The organism is Paracoccus sp. SM22M-07, from assembly GCF_001887735.1.
Classification (GTDB): Bacteria; Pseudomonadota; Alphaproteobacteria; order Rhodobacterales; family Rhodobacteraceae; genus Paracoccus.
Genome location: NZ_JPKW01000001.1, coordinates 305408 through 321230 on the forward strand (window position 1 = coordinate 305408; position 15823 = coordinate 321230).

General features: G+C 65.3%; 19 protein-coding genes. 10 read left to right on the forward strand and 9 right to left on the reverse strand.

Going from position 1 to position 15823, the window contains the following annotated elements:
• Nucleotides 1-16 precede the first annotated feature (16 nt).
• On the reverse strand, nt 17-988 hold the full coding sequence (gene cobS / locus IE00_RS01560) for a cobaltochelatase subunit CobS (protein WP_072295290.1): 972 nt from the start codon (nt 986-988) through the stop codon (nt 17-19).
• A 146-nt stretch (nt 989-1134) separates the two neighbouring features.
• Between cobS and IE00_RS01565 the strand changes: the two genes are divergently transcribed.
• From IE00_RS01565 to IE00_RS01600, 8 genes are all read left to right on the forward strand, one after another.
• Complete coding sequence (locus tag IE00_RS01565; protein WP_240493762.1) at nt 1135-1689, forward strand: sigma-70 family RNA polymerase sigma factor; 555 nt, start codon at nt 1135-1137, stop codon at nt 1687-1689.
• Nucleotides 1686-2390, forward strand: coding sequence for an anti-sigma factor domain-containing protein (locus tag IE00_RS01570; protein ID WP_072295292.1), 705 nt, complete (start codon nt 1686-1688; stop codon nt 2388-2390). Before IE00_RS01565 ends, IE00_RS01570 begins: the two co-directional genes overlap by 4 nt.
• A gap of 103 nt (nt 2391-2493) precedes the next feature.
• On the forward strand, nt 2494-3060 hold the full coding sequence (locus IE00_RS01575) for a fasciclin domain-containing protein (RefSeq protein ID WP_072295293.1): 567 nt from the start codon (nt 2494-2496) through the stop codon (nt 3058-3060).
• Between the two features lie 180 nt (nt 3061-3240).
• On the forward strand, nt 3241-4224 hold the full coding sequence (locus tag IE00_RS01580) for a DUF808 domain-containing protein (RefSeq protein WP_072295294.1): 984 nt from the start codon (nt 3241-3243) through the stop codon (nt 4222-4224).
• Nucleotides 4225-4362: 138 nt separating this feature from the next.
• Nucleotides 4363-5676, forward strand: coding sequence for a sn-glycerol-3-phosphate ABC transporter substrate-binding protein UgpB (gene ugpB, locus IE00_RS01585; protein WP_072295295.1), 1314 nt, complete (start codon nt 4363-4365; stop codon nt 5674-5676).
• 91 nt (nt 5677-5767) lie between these two features.
• Entirely contained in the window at nt 5768-6646 is an 879-nt protein-coding gene (gene ugpA / locus IE00_RS01590; RefSeq protein WP_072295296.1) for a sn-glycerol-3-phosphate ABC transporter permease UgpA, read from the forward strand.
• Complete coding sequence (ugpE, locus tag IE00_RS01595) at nt 6646-7494, forward strand: sn-glycerol-3-phosphate ABC transporter permease UgpE (RefSeq protein WP_072295297.1); 849 nt, start codon at nt 6646-6648, stop codon at nt 7492-7494. The genes ugpA and ugpE overlap by 1 nt, the downstream gene beginning before the upstream one ends.
• 1 nt (nt 7495) lies before the next feature.
• Nucleotides 7496-8503 carry a sn-glycerol-3-phosphate import ATP-binding protein UgpC gene (locus IE00_RS01600; protein WP_072295298.1) on the forward strand — a complete coding sequence of 336 codons (1008 nt, stop codon included), beginning with the start codon at nt 7496-7498 and terminating at the stop codon, nt 8501-8503.
• Nucleotides 8504-8531: 28 nt separating this feature from the next.
• On the opposite strand, the gene IE00_RS01605 is transcribed toward IE00_RS01600, so the two are convergent.
• The 7 genes from IE00_RS01605 to IE00_RS01635 all read right to left on the reverse strand — a co-directional run bounded on the left by IE00_RS01605 (nt 8532) and on the right by IE00_RS01635 (nt 13708).
• The gene (locus IE00_RS01605) at nt 8532-9494 is read right to left on the reverse strand and encodes a magnesium transporter CorA family protein (protein WP_072295299.1); all 963 of its coding nucleotides are present in this window, start codon (nt 9492-9494) and stop codon (nt 8532-8534) included.
• A 32-nt stretch (nt 9495-9526) separates the two neighbouring features.
• A complete protein-coding gene (locus IE00_RS01610; protein ID WP_072295300.1) occupies nt 9527-10735 on the reverse strand; it encodes a glycerate kinase in 1209 nt (402 codons plus the stop codon).
• Between the two features lie 75 nt (nt 10736-10810).
• Nucleotides 10811-11008 carry a CsbD family protein gene (locus IE00_RS01615; RefSeq protein WP_072295301.1) on the reverse strand — a complete coding sequence of 66 codons (198 nt, stop codon included), beginning with the start codon at nt 11006-11008 and terminating at the stop codon, nt 10811-10813.
• A 78-nt stretch (nt 11009-11086) separates the two neighbouring features.
• The gene (locus IE00_RS01620; RefSeq protein ID WP_072295302.1) at nt 11087-12034 is read right to left on the reverse strand and encodes a D-glycerate dehydrogenase; all 948 of its coding nucleotides are present in this window, start codon (nt 12032-12034) and stop codon (nt 11087-11089) included.
• Complete coding sequence (locus IE00_RS01625) at nt 12031-12363, reverse strand: tRNA-binding protein (RefSeq protein WP_072295303.1); 333 nt, start codon at nt 12361-12363, stop codon at nt 12031-12033. The genes IE00_RS01620 and IE00_RS01625 overlap by 4 nt, the downstream gene beginning before the upstream one ends.
• Entirely contained in the window at nt 12360-13166 is an 807-nt protein-coding gene (proC, locus tag IE00_RS01630) for a pyrroline-5-carboxylate reductase (RefSeq protein ID WP_072295304.1), read from the reverse strand. The genes IE00_RS01625 and proC overlap by 4 nt, the downstream gene beginning before the upstream one ends.
• Nucleotides 13167-13204: 38 nt before the next feature.
• Nucleotides 13205-13708 carry a YbjN domain-containing protein gene (locus IE00_RS01635; RefSeq protein ID WP_072295305.1) on the reverse strand — a complete coding sequence of 168 codons (504 nt, stop codon included), beginning with the start codon at nt 13706-13708 and terminating at the stop codon, nt 13205-13207.
• 198 nt (nt 13709-13906) lie between these two features.
• On the opposite strand from IE00_RS01635, the gene cobD reads away from it, so the two are divergent.
• Nucleotides 13907-14869 (forward strand): threonine-phosphate decarboxylase CobD, encoded by a 963-nt coding sequence (gene cobD / locus IE00_RS01640; protein ID WP_072295306.1) that lies wholly within the window; start codon nt 13907-13909, stop codon nt 14867-14869.
• Here cobD and IE00_RS01645 read toward each other — a convergent pair.
• Nucleotides 14866-15162, reverse strand: a complete 297-nt coding sequence (locus tag IE00_RS01645; RefSeq protein ID WP_072295634.1) for an alkylphosphonate utilization protein — start codon at nt 15160-15162, stop codon at nt 14866-14868. The two genes, cobD and IE00_RS01645, sit on opposite strands and share 4 nt — an antisense overlap.
• A 172-nt stretch (nt 15163-15334) precedes the next feature.
• On the opposite strand from IE00_RS01645, the gene IE00_RS01650 reads away from it, so the two are divergent.
• On the forward strand, nt 15335-15796 hold the full coding sequence (locus tag IE00_RS01650) for a hypothetical protein (RefSeq protein WP_072295307.1): 462 nt from the start codon (nt 15335-15337) through the stop codon (nt 15794-15796).
• Nucleotides 15797-15823 lie beyond the last annotated feature (27 nt).

Consider the following 15823-nt stretch of genomic DNA (forward strand, 5'->3'; position numbering starts at 1 on the left):
CGCCCGCCAGGTCTGGTCACACAGCGATGCTGGCCGCGCTTTCGGGCAGTTCCTCGTCGAACAGCCGCTGATAGAACTCGGCCACGGTCTGGCGCTCCAGCTCGTCGCACTTGTTCAGGAAGGTCAGGCGGAAAGCATAGCCGATATTGTCGAAGATGCGCGCGTTCTGCGCCCATGACAGCACCGTGCGCGGCGACATGACGGTGGACAGGTCGCCCTGCATGAAGGCCGTGCGGGTCAGATCGGCCAGCGTCACCATCTGGCTGATGACCTTGCGGCCCTTCTCGTTGTTGTAGTTCGGGTTCTTGGCCAGGATGATCGCGGCCTCGGCATCGTGGGACAGATAGTTCAGTGTCGCGACCAGCGACCAGCGGTCCATTTGGCCCTGGTTGATCTGCTGGGTGCCGTGATAAAGGCCCGTCGTGTCGCCCAGACCCACGGTGTTCGCGGTCGCGAACAGGCGGAAATAGGGGTTCGGCGTGATCACCTCGTTCTGATCCAGCAGGGTCAGCTTGCCGTCGGCCTCAAGCACGCGCTGGATGACGAACATCACGTCGGCGCGGCCCGCGTCATATTCGTCAAAGACGATGGCGGTCGGGTTGCGCAGCGCCCAAGGCAGGATGCCTTCGTGGAAGACGGTGACCTGCTTGCCATCGACCAGCTTGATCGCGTCCTTGCCGATCAGGTCGATCCGGCTGACATGGCTGTCCAGGTTGACACGCACGCAGGGCCAGTTCAGGCGCGCGGCGATCTGTTCGATATGGGTCGATTTCCCCGTCCCGTGATAGCCCTGCACCATCACCCGGCGGTTATAGGCAAAGCCCGCAAGGATCGCCATCGTCGTGTCGGGATCGAACTTGTAGGTGCTGTCGATCTCGGGGACACGCTCGGTGCGTTCGGCAAAGCCTTTCACCTTCATGTCGCTGTCCAGACCGAACACCTCGCGCAGGTCGATCTCTTCGGTGGGTTTGGCGTTCATGTCCAGCATTCGTCCGGCCTCTCTCATCGCATCCGCGCATTGATCGCGCATTCGTGCCGGACGTGCAAGCGGGGCCGCGTTGACGCCTTGCCGCAGCAACCCTAAGGTGACCCCTGAAATCCTTGATGCAATCCCCACAGCAGGAAACGCGGCCCTTGACCGACGCACGCAGAACAGAGCTTGAACGCCTCATCTCGCGCATCTCGCTTGGCGACCGGGATGCCTTCGACGCGCTTTACGACGCGACCTCGGCCAAGCTGCATGCGGTCTGCCTGTCAGTCCTGCGCGACCGCCCCGAGGCCGAGGAGACCTTGCAGGAGGTCTATATCCGCGTCTGGCAGGGTGCCTCGCGCTATGCCTCGAACGGGTTGTCGCCCATGACCTGGCTGATCACCATCGCGCGCAACCGCTCGATCGACAAGCTGCGCGCCCGCAATTCGCGCCCCAGCACCGCCCCCGAAGACGCCGCCGCCGCCCTGCCCTGCGACGCGCCCAGCCCCGAATCGGCCACGATCATGGCCCAGGAACGCCGGATGCTGGACGAATGCCTGGCGCGGCTGGCCGAAGCCCAGGCCGGTGCCGTGCGCGCCGTCTATCTGGAGGGCGTGACCTATGCCGACCTTGCCCAACGCGAGGGGATGCCCATCAATACCGTGCGAAGCTGGCTGCGCCGCAGCCTGTTGCGCCTGAAAGACTGTGTTAGCCAATGACCGAAGACGCCCCCCTGACCCCGCAGGAAGAAGATCAGGCGCTGGCGGCCGAAATGGCGCTTGGGCTTCTGGATGGCGACGACCTGACGGCCGCGACGGCCCGGATGGCGGATGATGCCGAATTCGCGCGCACCGTGCGGGACTGGCATGAACGCCTGGCGGGCATGGCCGAAAACCTGACCCCCGTCATGGCCCCTGCCCGCGCCCGCCACGCGATCCGCGAAAGGCTGGGCCATGCCAGCCCGCCCCTGGCCAACGATCCGACCGAACGCCGCGCCTGGTGGCGTGGTCCGATGGGGGCATTCGGCGGCCTGCTGGGCGCTGCCGCGCTGGCCTTCCTGTTCATCATGCCGGGGCAGGACCTCACCCCGCAGCCGGGCTTCCAGGCCCAGCTGCAGGTCCAGGACAGCCAGATGCGCGTCGCCGCCCGCCTGACCGGCCGCGAAATAGAGATCGCGATGGAGGGTGGCACGCCCCCCGCCGACCGCGATCTGGAGATCTGGTGGATCAAGCCGGACGGTTCGGCACCGATTTCCATCGGCCTGGTGCCACGGGACGGAAATATGCGCATGACCCTGCCCGAAGGGCTGGACCCTGCCGAAGATGTCAAGATTGCCCTTTCGGATGAACCGCTTGGCGGATCGCCGACCGGCCAGGCGACGGGTCCGGTCGTGGCAATCTCAGATCTCACGCGTTCGTGATGTGAAAAAGATGCCGGGTGGGTGCAACTAACCCACCCACCTCTGCGTGGTTGTGGGCACAGGGCGCAAGTTCGCGTCCATGACCACAACCCGGAGGAAAACCATGTTCAGCAGCTTTACCAAAGTCGGCGCCTCGATCGTTGCAGCCACCGTCGCCTTCAGTGCCCCCGCCATGGCACAGAACACGATGGTCGGCGGTGCCGAGATGTTCCCCGACCGCAACATCGTCGAAAACGCCGTGAACTCGGCCGACCATACCACGCTGGTTGCAGCTGTTCAGGCCGCCGGTCTGGCCGAAACGCTGTCGGGCGAAGGCCCCTTCACCGTGTTCGCCCCCACCAACGCAGCCTTCGAAAAGCTGCCCGCCGGCACCGTCGAAGACCTGCTGAAGCCGGAAAACAAGGACAAGCTGGTCAAGATCCTGACCTGCCACGTCGTTGCCGCGGATGCGATGTCGCCCGCGATCGGCAAGATGATCATGGATGACGGCGGCGCGCATGACGTTGCGACCGTCGGCGGCTGCACGCTCAGCGCCTCGATCAACCCCGACAACAACGCGCTGCAGCTGACCGATGAAAACGGCACGGTTGCGACCGTCACCATCCCCGATGTCGATCAGTCGAACGGCGTGATCCACGTCATCGACACGGTCATGCTGCCCGCGATGTAAGCATTCGGCGGCATAGGGGCCGTCTGTTCCCCCGATCGGACGGCCTCAGGCCCGCGCACTCCCCCTCGTGCGCGGGCCTTTTTCCTGCGCGATGAACCCGATCCGCGTCATCGGCGTTGCATCTTCCGATCGGCATCGCCCAGAATGCCGACGACGACTTATCCGAAGGGAACCGGACATATGAGCGGCCTGATCGCACTTCTTGACGACGTTGCAGCCATCTCCAAGGTCGCGGCGGCGTCGATCGACGACGTTGCGGGACAGGCCGTGAAGGCCGGAACCAAGGCCGCCGGCGCGCTGATCGATGATGCCGCCGTGACGCCGAAATACGTTCACGGCTTCGATGCCAGCCGCGAATTGCCCATCGTCTGGAAGATCACGCGCGGATCGCTGTTCAACAAGATGGTGATCCTGCTGCCCATCGCGCTGCTGCTGACGGTCTTTGCGCCTTGGCTGATCACGCCGCTGCTGATGATCGGTGGCGCCTATCTGTGCTATGAGGGCGCGCACAAGGTGGCATCCCTGTTCCACCATTCCGATACCCATGACGCCGAAAAGCACACCCATACCGAAACCCCCGGCGCCGCGCTGGAGGAAAAGCGCGTCGCGGGGGCCATCAAGACCGACTTCATCCTGTCGGCGGAAATCATGACCATCGCGCTGTCGACCATCCCCGCGTCGGACACGCTGCTGACCAAGGCCCTGATCCTGGCCGTCGTGGCCGTGGGTGTGACCGTCGCGGTCTATGGCTCGGTCGCGCTGATCGTGAAGGCCGATGATGTCGGCCTGCATCTCGCGCAGCGCCGCACCGGTCCGCTGGCCGCCCTAGGGCGTGGGATCGTCATCATCATGCCGCATCTGATGACCCTTCTGACCATCGTGGGCACCGCGGCCATGATCTGGGTCGGCGGTCAGATCATCGTTCACGGGCTGCACGACCTGGGCTGGCACATGCCCTATGACATCATCCATCACTGGGCCGAAGGCGCCGCCGCCGCGGTTCCTTCCATCGCGGGGATCGCGACTTGGGTCACCACCGCCTTCTTCGACGGCATCGTCGGGCTGGTGCTGGGGCTGGCGCTGCTTCCGATCGTGACCAAGGTGCTGAACCCGATCATCGAGGCCACGATCACCCCCCTGATCGCCCGTTTTTCAAAGGCCTGACAAGGCTTGACCGGTCGGCGACGCCACGATTGACCGACCGGTCAAAGACTGTCACATTCCCTTCACATCAATGTTGCGTGATTGTCGCCCGGAGGAGTTAGGCGGTGGTCCCAATGCAACTCCAATGGGGGGAATACCATGATCCGTTACAGCACCGCATCCGCGGTGGCGCTGATCGCGTCGCTTGGAACTGCCAACGCCGAAACCACCATCGACTGGTGGCACGCCATGGGCGGCGAACTGGGCACCAAGCTGGAAGAGATCGTCCAGGGCTTCAACGACAGCCAGGAAGACTATACCGTGGTGCCGTCCTACAAGGGCACCTATCCCGAAACCATGACCGCCGCGATCGCCGCCTTCCGCGCCCAGCAGCAGCCCGCCATCGTGCAGGTCTTCGAGGTCGGCACCGGCACCATGATGGCCGCGCAGGGCGCGATCGTCCCCGTCCACCAGTTGATGGAAGAACATGGCGAAGGCTTCGATCCGTCGGCCTTCCTGCCTTCGGTCGTCGGCTATTACACCGACAGCGACGGCAACATGCTGTCGATGCCCTTCAACAGCTCGACCCCGATCCTGTATTACAACAAGACCGTCTTCGAAAAGGCCGGCCTGGACCCCGAAACGCCCCCCAAGACCTGGGCCGAGGTCGAGGAATTCTCGAAGAAGATCATCGACAGCGACGCGGCATCCTGCGGCTTCACCACCGGCTGGATCAGCTGGATCCAGACCGAAAACTTCAGCGCCTGGCACAACCAGCCCATCGGCACGATGGAAAACGGCTTTGGCGGTCTTGACGCGCGCTTGTCGCTGAACGGCCCGACGCAGGTCAAGCACTGGGGCAACCTGAAGAAGTGGGCCGATGAGGGCATCTTCAAATATGGCGGCCCGGTCGGCGGCGACAACGCCCCCCCGATGTTCTATTCGCAGGACTGCGCGATGATCATGAACAGCTCGGCCAGCCGCGCGGGCGTGATCGCCAACGCCACCGATTTCGAACTGGGCTTCGGCATGCTGCCCTATTACGACGATGTCGAGGGCGCGCCGCAGAACTCGATCATCGGGGGCGCGACGCTGTGGGTCCTGTCGGGCAAGTCCGACGAGGAATATGACGCCGCCGCCGCCTTCTTCAGCTATCTCTCCTCGCCCGAGGTGCAGGCTGACTGGGCGTCCTTCTCGGGCTATCTGCCGATCACTTCGGCGGCGGGCGACCAGATGAAGAACTTCTATGCCGAGAACCCCGGTGCCGATACCGGCATCAAGCAGATCACCCTGAACGAGCCGACCGAGAACTCGAAGGGCCTGCGTTTCGGCAACTATGTCCAGATCCGCGGCATCATCGACGAGGAATTCGAACAGCTTCTGTCCGGATCCAAGGATGCCCAGGGCGCGCTTGACAGCGTGGTCCAGCGTGGCAACGCGCTGCTGGAAGAATTCCAGGCCCAGAACCAGTAAATCCCCGACCTCTGAAAGGGGCCGCGCCATCGGCGCGGCCCTGTCGCCATTTTCCGGGCCGCGATGCCCATCCCCCCGAAACGGGTTTCCGATGAAGCGCACCATCTTCAGCAATCAGCTTCTGCCATGGCTTCTTCTGGCACCGCAGCTGATCATCACCTTCGTCTTCTTCCTGTGGCCCGCAGCACAGGCCGTCCGTCAAAGCTTCCTGCGCGAGGATGCCTTCGGCACCCGCACCAGCTTTGTCGGGTTGGAAAACTTTGCCTATCTGCTGCAAAGCCCGGAATATTTCAATTCGCTGAAGGTCACCGCGATCTTCGCCGTCTCGGTGACGGTGCTGTCGATGGGGATGGCGCTGCTGCTGGCCATCGCGGTGGACCGGATGATCCGGTCGACGCGCGTTTATACGACCCTGCTGGTCTGGCCCTATGCCGTGGCCCCGGCGGTCGCGGGCATCCTGTGGTGGTTCATCTTCAACCCGACCATCGGCATCATGCCCTATGTGCTGGCCCAGGTCGGCTATGACTGGAACCATATCGGCAGCAAGACCGACGCGATGATCCTTGTCGTCATCGCCAGCGCCTGGAAGCAGATCAGCTACAACTTCCTGTTCTTCTTGGCGGGCCTGCAATCCATCCCCGCATCCCTGCGCGAGGCTGCGGCCATCGACGGCGCAGGTCCGGTGCGGCGCTTCTTCGACATCACCTTCCCGCTGCTGTCGCCCACGACCTTCTTCCTGCTGGTCGTGAACATCGTCTATGCCATGTTCGACACCTTCGGCGTCATCGACGCCACGACCGAAGGCGGCCCCGCGCAGGCCACCAACATCATGGTCTACAAGGTCTATTTCGACGGCTTCATCGGCCAGAACATCGGCAGCTCGGCCGCGCAATCGGTGGTGCTGATGATCCTGGTGCTGATCCTGACCGTGGTGCAATTCCGCTTTGTCGAAGAGAAGGTGGCCTACTGATGATCGAGAACCGTCCCGGCCTGAACCTTCTGGCCCATGCAACGCTGATCCTGGGGGTCTGCATCGTCGCCCTGCCCGTCTGGGTGGCCTTCGTGGCATCGACCCATGGCCCGACCGACTTCATGTCGGGCACCATCCCGATGTGGCCCGGTCCGCACTTGGTCGAAAACTACAGCCAGATGCTGGGCGCGGGCGTGTCCACCAGCGGCACGCCGCCCGTCGGCACGATGATGTTCAACAGCCTGATCATGGCGCTGTCCATCGCCATCGGAAAGATCGCCATTTCCATCCTGTCGGCCTTCGCGGTGGTCTATTTCCGCTTTCCGTTCCGGGGCTTGGCCTTCTGGTGCATCTTCGTGACGCTGATGCTGCCGGTCGAGGTGCGGATCGTGCCGACCTTCCAGGTGGTGGCGGATCTGGGGCTGTTGAACAGCTATGCGGGCCTGTCGATCCCGCTGATCGCGTCGGCCACGGCCACGTTCCTGTTCCGCCAGGTCTTCCTGACCATCCCGGATGAGCTGACCGAGGCCGCCCGCATCGACGGCGCCGGGCCCATGAAGTTCTTCCGCGACATTTTGCTGCCCTTGTCGCGCACCAACATCGCCGCGCTGTTCGTGATCCTGTTCATCTATGGCTGGAACCAATACCTCTGGCCGCTGCTGATCACGACCAGCTCGGATTATTACACCATCGTTGCGGGGATCAAGCGCATGGCGGATGCCGTGGACGGTCTGCCGCAATGGCATCTGGTCATGGCGACCGCGATGCTAGCCATGCTGCCGCCCGTCGCGGTGGTCGTGGGCATGCAGCGCCTGTTCGTCAAAGGTCTTGTCGAGACGGAGAAATAACGTGGCTTCCATTACCCTGGACAATCTTGGCAAGGTCTATCCCGGCGGCACCCGCGCCGTGGGCGGCGTGAACATCGATATTGCGGATGGCGAATTCATCGTGCTGGTCGGGCCGTCGGGCTGCGGCAAATCCACCCTGCTGCGGATGGTGGCGGGCCTTGAATCCATCAGCGAGGGCGAGGTCCGCATCGGCGACCGCGTCGTCAACAAGGTCGAACCGGCCGACCGCGACATCGCGATGGTGTTCCAGAACTATGCGCTCTATCCGCATATGTCGGTGCGCCAGAACCTGGCCTATGGCCTGAAGAACCGGAAGACCCCCAAGGACGAGATCGAAAAGCGCGTGGCCCAGGCCTCCGAGATCCTGCAGATCGGCCCGTTTCTGGACCGCAAGCCGGCGGCCCTGTCGGGCGGTCAGCGCCAGCGCGTCGCGATGGGGCGCGCCATCGTGCGCGAACCGGCGGCATTTCTGTTCGACGAACCGCTGTCGAACCTGGACGCCAAGCTGCGCGTCGCCATGCGGCTGGAGATCAAGGAACTGCAGAAGCGCCTGCGCACGACGTCGCTTTACGTGACGCATGACCAGCTGGAGGCGATGACCCTGGCCGACCGGCTGGTGGTGCTGAACGGCGGGCAGGTCGAACAGATCGGCACGCCGCTGGATGTCTATCGCCGCCCGGCATCGGCCTTCGTCGCCAGCTTCATCGGCAGCCCGGCGATGAACCTGATCTCGGCCAGCGCCGTCCCGCATCTGCCGGGCACCGCCCATGCGGGCCAGATCGGCATCCGCCCCGAGGATCTGAGCGTGACCCCCGACGGCCCCATCGCCATGAACGTCCTGGCGGTCGAGGAACTGGGCGCGCAGCGTCTGGTCCATGGCAAGACCGGGGGCGAGCGTATCACCATCACCCTGCCCTCGGATGCGCCCCTGTCGGACAGCATGAATCTGTCCTTCCGCCCCGAAGCGCTGCACCTGTTCCACAAGGACAGCGGCAAACGCATGGACTGATGCACGTCAAGGGGGCGTCAGCGCCCCCTTACAGCCAGCGCTTCCAGCGCAGGAACAGATAGGTTCCCACCGTCGTCACCCCCATCAGCACCAGCGCATAGGGATAGCCCCAGGCCCTGTGCAATTCGGGCATGTTGTCGAAGTTCATGCCATAGATGCTGGCGATCAGCGTCGGCGGCAGGAACAGTGCCGCGATCACCGACAGGATGCGCACCGTGTTGTTCTGTTGCAGGTTGATCATGCCAAGTGTCGTGTCGACGGCCAGGCTGACGCGGCTGCCCAGGAAATCGGCATGCACCTCCAGCGCCTGGACGTCGCGCATCTGCGCGCGGGCGACGGGCCGCAGGCGTTTCGCCTCGGGGCGGTCCTCGATCAGGGCGGTAAAGAAGGCCAGCATCCGTTCGATGGTCAGAAGGCCCAGCCGGACACGCGCCATGGTCTCGGCCTCGCGGCCCACATCCTGCAGCGCCGCCTGCAACCTGTCGGATGCCGCCCCCGTCGCCCCCGGATCGAACACGCCCGCGGTGGTGCTGTCCAAAATTCGCCCCGACCCCTCCAGGATATCGGCAAGGCGGGCGATGATCTCCTCGACCAGACCCAGGAACAACCGATCGGCGGTCATGCAGCCAAGGGTCGATCGTTCCGCCCGCGTCGGAAAGGTCAGGAAGGGCTTGGGCGAATGATGCCGCACCGTCACCAGCTGTCGGTCCGACAGCACGAAGGTTACCGGCATGGATTGCCGCCCGCCCCCCGCGACCTCGCCGGGCAACATGGCGGTCATGTAATCCATCAGCTCCTCGCGATAGAGGCGGTTCGACAGCTCGATCTCTTCCATGTCGGCCAGGGTGGGCAGGTCAAAGCCCAGGGCGCGCAGCATGGCCATCTCGGCATCCGTGGGCTGGATCAGGTCGATCCACAGCGCCTGGCGCAGATCGGTGCCCGGCTGCAGCTGGATCAGTCGGTTGCCCTCGGCGGCATAGGCGTAATGCATCGTCGGTTTCCTTGCAGGGTCGGGCGGCAGCGTCAGGCGTGATATCGCGCAAAGACCGCCAGATCTGCGACGTTGGTGCCCGATGGGCCGGTCATGATCAACCCGCCAACGGCACGCAGCGCAGGGGTGGCGTCGTTGCGGCGCAGCACATCCTGCAGGTCGATGCCGCGATCATGCAGGTGCGACAGGGTGCGGTGCCCCACGATGCCGCCTGCTGCATCCCCCGGCCCGTCACGCCCATCGCTGCCCATCGCGGCAAAGCACCAGCAGCCCGGCAGATCGCGGGCATGCAGCGCGAAACGCAGCGCCAGTTCCTGGTTGCGCCCGCCCATTCCGTCGCCGGTCAGACGCACCGTGGTTTCCCCGCCCATGACCATCGGCACGCCCATGGGGGCATCGCGCATCGCCCGCACCAGGGCGCGGGCACAGTCATCGACATCGCCGATCAGCGCCACGCCCGCATCCTGTCCGCCGGCCGCGATCATGGCCTGCAGGCTGATGCCATTCGACCCGACCAGGATATTTCGCGCCTCAGGCTCCTGTCGCGCCGATACCGGCCGTTCCAACGCGGCGCGGATCTGCGGGGTCAGATCGTCCCAAATGCCCAGGTCGCGCAGTGTCCGGCAGGCATCCGCAGGCGTCCCGATGGGCGACACCGTCGGCCCCGAGGCCACCACCCGCAGATCGTCGCCCGGCACGTCCGACAGGATCAGCGCCGTCACGGGCGCGCGGGACAGCGCCAGCCAGCCGCCGCCCTTCAGCCGGTCCAGCCCCTGCCGCACCAGGTTCGTCTGGGTGATATCCGCCCCCGAAGACAGCAACGCAGCGTTCACCGCCTGCAGATCCGCCAGGTCCAGCCCCGCCACAGGCGCGGGCAGCATCGCCGACCCCCCGCCCGAAATCAGCGCCAGCACCCGGTCCTGCGGGCCGACGGCGGTCAGAAAATCCTCCAACTGCGTGGCCGCCGCCATGCCATCGGCATCGGGCTGCGGATGACCCGCCCGCAGCACCGTGGCACATGCCAGCGCCGCGTCATTGCCGCGGTTGCTGATGACCAGCGCGCGTGCGCCCGGCAAATGCGCCAGGGCGGATTGCGCCATCGCGCGGGCCGCTTTGCCAAGCGCCACGACATGCCAGGCGCCATCGCCGCCTGCCAGGCCCTGCATGGCGCGATCCACCGCCGCGCGGGGATCGGCGGCCCTGACGCCGACCTGCAAAAGTTCCAGTACCTGTCCGCGCATCAGTCCCCCCGGAATGCGAAAAAGGGCGCCCCCTTGGGGGCACCCTTTCAAATCAAGCGGTCAAGTCAACCCGACTTACTTGTCAGCGTAATAGTCGTTGATTTCCTTGTCGGCTTCTTCCTTGGTCCAGCCGTATTTTTCCTGCAGCTTGCCGGCCAGCTGGTCCTTGTTGCCGTCGATCCGGTCCAGATCGTCATTGGTCAGTTCGCCCCATTTTTCCTGGGTCTGACCTTTGAGCTGCTTCCATTTACCCTGAATGATATCCCAGTTCATGATGCGCTCCTTGCAACTTGCTTGCGTATGGGGTGACAACACGGCGCGGGCGTCGTCGGTTCCACAAACCGGTCGTGATCAGCTTACCTTGTCGGGGGGTTCCTGACCTGCGGCAAAGGCCGCCACGTTGCGCAGGGCGCGCAGACCCATTTGGGTTCGCGTATCATCGGTGGCGGTTCCCAGGTGCGGCAACAGCGTGGTGTTCGGGGCGTCGATCAGGTCCTGGGGCACATGCGGTTCCTTGGCATAGACGTCCAGCCCCGCCCCCGCAATCGTGCCCGCATAAAGCGCCGCGATCAGCGCGTCTTCGTCCACCACGTCGCCGCGGGCGATGTTGATCAGGAAGCTGTCGGCACCCAGGGCCGCCAGCTGGTCCTGGCCGATCATGCCCCGCGTCTTGTCGCCGCCCGGCACGGCGATGACCGCCACGTCGCAATCGCGCAGCATCTCCAGCAGATCGGGCACCTGACGCGCCGGGTGGTCCAGATCGGTGACGGTCGAGCGGTTGAAGAACACCACCTCCATCCCAAAGCCGAAATGGCAGCGGCGCGCGATGGCCTTGCCGATGCGGCCCATGCCGACGATGCCGACCGTGGCGCCCGTCATGTGACGGCCCAGCATCTGCGTCGGGTTCCAGCCCACCCATTCGCCCGCCCGCAGCAGACGTTCCCCTTCGGAGGCGCGGCGCAGCGTCATCAGCATCAGCGTGATGGCGATGTCGGCGGTGGCGTCGGTCACGACATGGGGGGTGTTGGTGACGGTGATGCCCGCGCGCCGGGCGGCATCGATGTCGATATGGTTGAAGCCCGCGCCGAAATTCGCCAGCAGCCTACAGCGCGGCGTGCCGTGAAAGGCCTGGGCGGTGAAGGCGTCACCGATGGTCGGGATGATCGCGTCGTAATCCTGCATCGCGCGGGCGGCCTGGGTGGCGTCCAGCTTGGTGTTTTCCAGGAATGTCGCGTCGCATTCCGCCTCGATCGCGGCGCGCGCACGGGTCGTCATGGGACGAGTGACCAGCAGCTTCAAAACAGCTTTCCTCCGTTCGGGACAGGCTGATCGGGGCCGATCAGCACCACGTCGTTATCGGGGTCGGGCACGCCCAGCACCAGCACCTCGGACATGAAGGGGCCGATCTGGCGGGGCGGGAAATTCACCACGCACAGCACCTGTCTGCCCACCAGCGAGGCTGGATCGTAATGCCGGGTGATCTGGGCGGATGATTTGCGCTCTCCCAGATCGCCCAGATCCAGCCACAGCTTGATGGCGGGCTTGCGGGCCTCGGGGAAGGGCTCGGCGCGGGTGATGGTGGCGGTGCGGATGTCGACCTTGTCGAAATCGTCGAAGCTGATCGTCATGCCTCGCCCCGGCCCAGGGCACGCCCGCGTTCGGCGGCGGCGGCGACGGTGCGGGTCATCAGATCGGGCAGATCCTGCATCAGCACCTCCAGCCCCGCGGCGGTGGTGCCGTTGGGCGAGGTGACGTTCTGGCGCAGGACGCCCGGATCTTCGTCGGCATCAATGGCCAGCGCGCCCGCACCCGCGACGGTCATGCGCGCCAGTTCCAGCGAAAGGTCGGGCGACAGGCCCTGCGCCTCGCCTGCCCGGGCCATCGCCTCGATCATGTGAAAGACATAGGCGGGGCCGCTGCCCGACAGGCCGGTGACGGCGTCCATCTGGTCTTCGCCCTCCAGACGCACGACACGGCCCACGGCGCGCATCAGCGTCTCGGCCAGGTCCAGCTGGGCGGGAGTGGTGGCGGCATTGCCGATCATGGCGGAAATGCCCTTGCCGATGGCGGCGGGGGTGTTGGGCATGACGCGCACGATGGGCGCACCGGGAAAGGCCTTTTCAAAGGTGGCGATCATCGTGCCCGCCGCGACCGAGATCACCAACGCCCCCGACAAATCGGGCATCCGGCCCAAGGCGTCGCCCATCATCTGCGGCTTGACCGCCAGCACCACCACCGCCGGATCACGGGGCAAATCGCCGTTCACGTTCAGGCCCTTGTCCTGCCATTCGGGCGCCAGCTTGGGGTCGATCACGGTCACGGATGCCGGGTCCAGCCCGCGCGCCAGCCAGCCCTTAAGCATGGCCCCACCCATCTTGCCGCAGCCGACCAGCACCAGCCCGCGTGCATTGATATCGTCGAAATCGCTCATCCGCGTCCCCCGTTCGTGGCAGGCGGGCGTTCCCGCCGTCATGCCCTGCCGTAGGTTTCCCCAAAGGCAATGTCCAGCGCCGGGCGCGGCGCCGTCTGCCCCCATGCGACCAGCTGGAAGGCGGGATAGAAGCGTTCGCAAGCCGCAAGCGCGCTGGCGATCATCTGGTCCACCTGCCGGGTCGAGGCGATGATGTCGCCCGCCAGAACCAGCCCATAGCGCCAGACCATCTGCCTTTCGCCGCCCCAATAGGTGAAGCCGCCATCCCAGACCTGGTCGTTGGCCAGATTGATCGTTTCATAGATCAGCGGCAAGCGGCCTTCGGGGGGATCGTGGTCGAAGGCGCAGACAAGGCGCAGCACCTCGTCCCTGGCGACCCAGGCCAGCGTCAGCACATAATTGCGCCACTGACCCTCGACGACCATGGTGATCTCGTCATCGGCCAGGCGGTCGAATTCCCAATCGTGATGATTGGCCACCGCCTCGACGATGTCGATGGGGTGGATCTCGTCGCTGGCGATATAGGCGCGGGTAAGGGACATCGTCTGCCTTCTGGACGACCGCGCCCCGATCGGGCCGGCCACTTGGTAAAAACACAACACCAGGCGTCTGACCGCCTTCTTCTTACCATATATCGTGGCTGCAGGGGTCTTTCCTGTAAAGTCGGTTTCTGGGGATGGATTGCATGGGGATAAGTTCTGCCCTAGCAGTCGGGGCGGGAATTAAGGCGGGAATCCAAGATGCAGCGCGATCACGGAGGCAACCTGGACGAGGCGCAAATGCGCTTTGGTCCCGGAGTTTGGATCGACTTGTCCACAGGGATCAACCGCCGCCCCTGGCCGGTCCCCGCCATATCCGACGACGCATGGCGCAATCTGCCGACCCGTCAGGCCGAATCGCGCCTGATCCGGGTGGCGGCGTCCTGGTATGGCTGCGCGCCCGATCGGCTGCTGGCGGTGGCGGGGGCCTCGGCCGCGATCCAGCTGCTGCCGCGGGTGTTGCCCATGGGGCGCGCGGCGGTGCTGCAGCCCACCTATAACGAACATGCGGCCAGCCTGACGGCGGCGGGCTGGCAGGTCTCTCCCTGCCCCACGCTGGCAGATATGCGGGGCGCGGATCTGGCTGTGGTGGTGAACCCCAACAACCCCGACGGACGCGAATGGCAGCCCCGGCAGCTGCGCGATCTGGCGGCGACGGTCGGTCAACTGGTCGTGGACGAAAGCTTTGCCGATCCCCGCCCGGACCTGTCGCTGGCGGGCGATCTGCCCGAGAACTGCACCCTGCTGCGCAGCTTCGGCAAATTCTGGGGTCTGGCGGGCATCCGGCTTGGCTTTGTCATCGGCGCGCCCGACCTGCTGGCGCGGATGGCGCAGGCGGCGGGACCATGGTCGGTGAACGGCCCCGCGCTGCAGATCGCGACGGCGGCGATGGGGGATCTGGCCTGGGCCGACGATGCCATCGGCTATCACGCCGAGGCATCATTGCGGCTGGACCGGCTGGCGGTCGGCGCGGGCTGGCGGCAGGCGGGGGGCACGCATCTGTTCCGCCTTTACGACACGCCCGATGCGGCGGCGGCGCAGGACAGGCTGGCGCGTGCGCAGATCTGGTCGCGGCGCTTTCTCTATTCCGCGCGGTGGCTGCGCCTTGGCGTGCCGGGCAACCGCGCGGAATGGGACCGCATCATCGAAGCCCTGAAGACCTAGCGCTTGCGCAGGAACTCGGTCCGCAACACCAGGCCCTTGACCGTATCGTGGCGGCAATCGACCTCGGCGGGGTCCGCGGTCAGGCGGATCGACCGGATGACGGTGCCCTGCTTCAGGACCGTGCTGGTGCCCTTGACCTTCAGATCCTTGATCAGCACCACCTGGTCGCCATCGGCCAGAACGGTGCCCGCGCTGTCGCGCACCACCTGCGCGGCATCGGCCTCGGCGGCGATCTCGCCGGCAGGGCGCCATTCGCCCGTCACATCGTCATAGACATAGTCGTCATCGGCCATGATCAGCCCCTTTTTCGTCAGGAAAACGCCCAAGGCATCATGCCGATGCGGCGCCCTGCCCCACGGGCTTAGGCCCGCATCGCGACCGGCGCAACAATCCTTGCGCGGCCCTGTCATCGGGCGGCGGTTCAGGGCATGATGGGCGGGTCACGAACCGACCCAAGGGCATCCCATGTTCCGCCTGATCTCGATCCTGTGCTGTCTGGCCGCCCCCGCGCTGGCGGATGCCCCGCTGATCGTGCTGGACCGCACGCAGCTGCCCTTCGACGTGGGGCCGGGCAACCCTGCCAACAGCCCGTCGCGGCCGGGCAACGCGCCGCATTCGGCGTGGAATTCCGCCGGAAACACCGCCAATTCATCGGCGGCCTGGGAAAACCGGCCCACCAACCCGGCCAATGAAAAGCGGCTGATCTTCACCGCGCAAGGTGATGTGCTGGGGTATTACGCCCGCAACGCCGGCGGCGTGCTGAACCTGTTCGACATCAACGGGCGACGCGTCGCCTATCGCCCCGCACGCGGCACGCAAAGCCTGTTCACCACGCAGGGCGCGTGGTGCGGCACCGTCGACGGCCTGCGCGACGGCAGCTTCGTGCTGGCCGTGACGCCGGAATGTGTCAGACAGTTCGGCCGCTGACGCAAGCCCGTTACATTTCCCGCATAG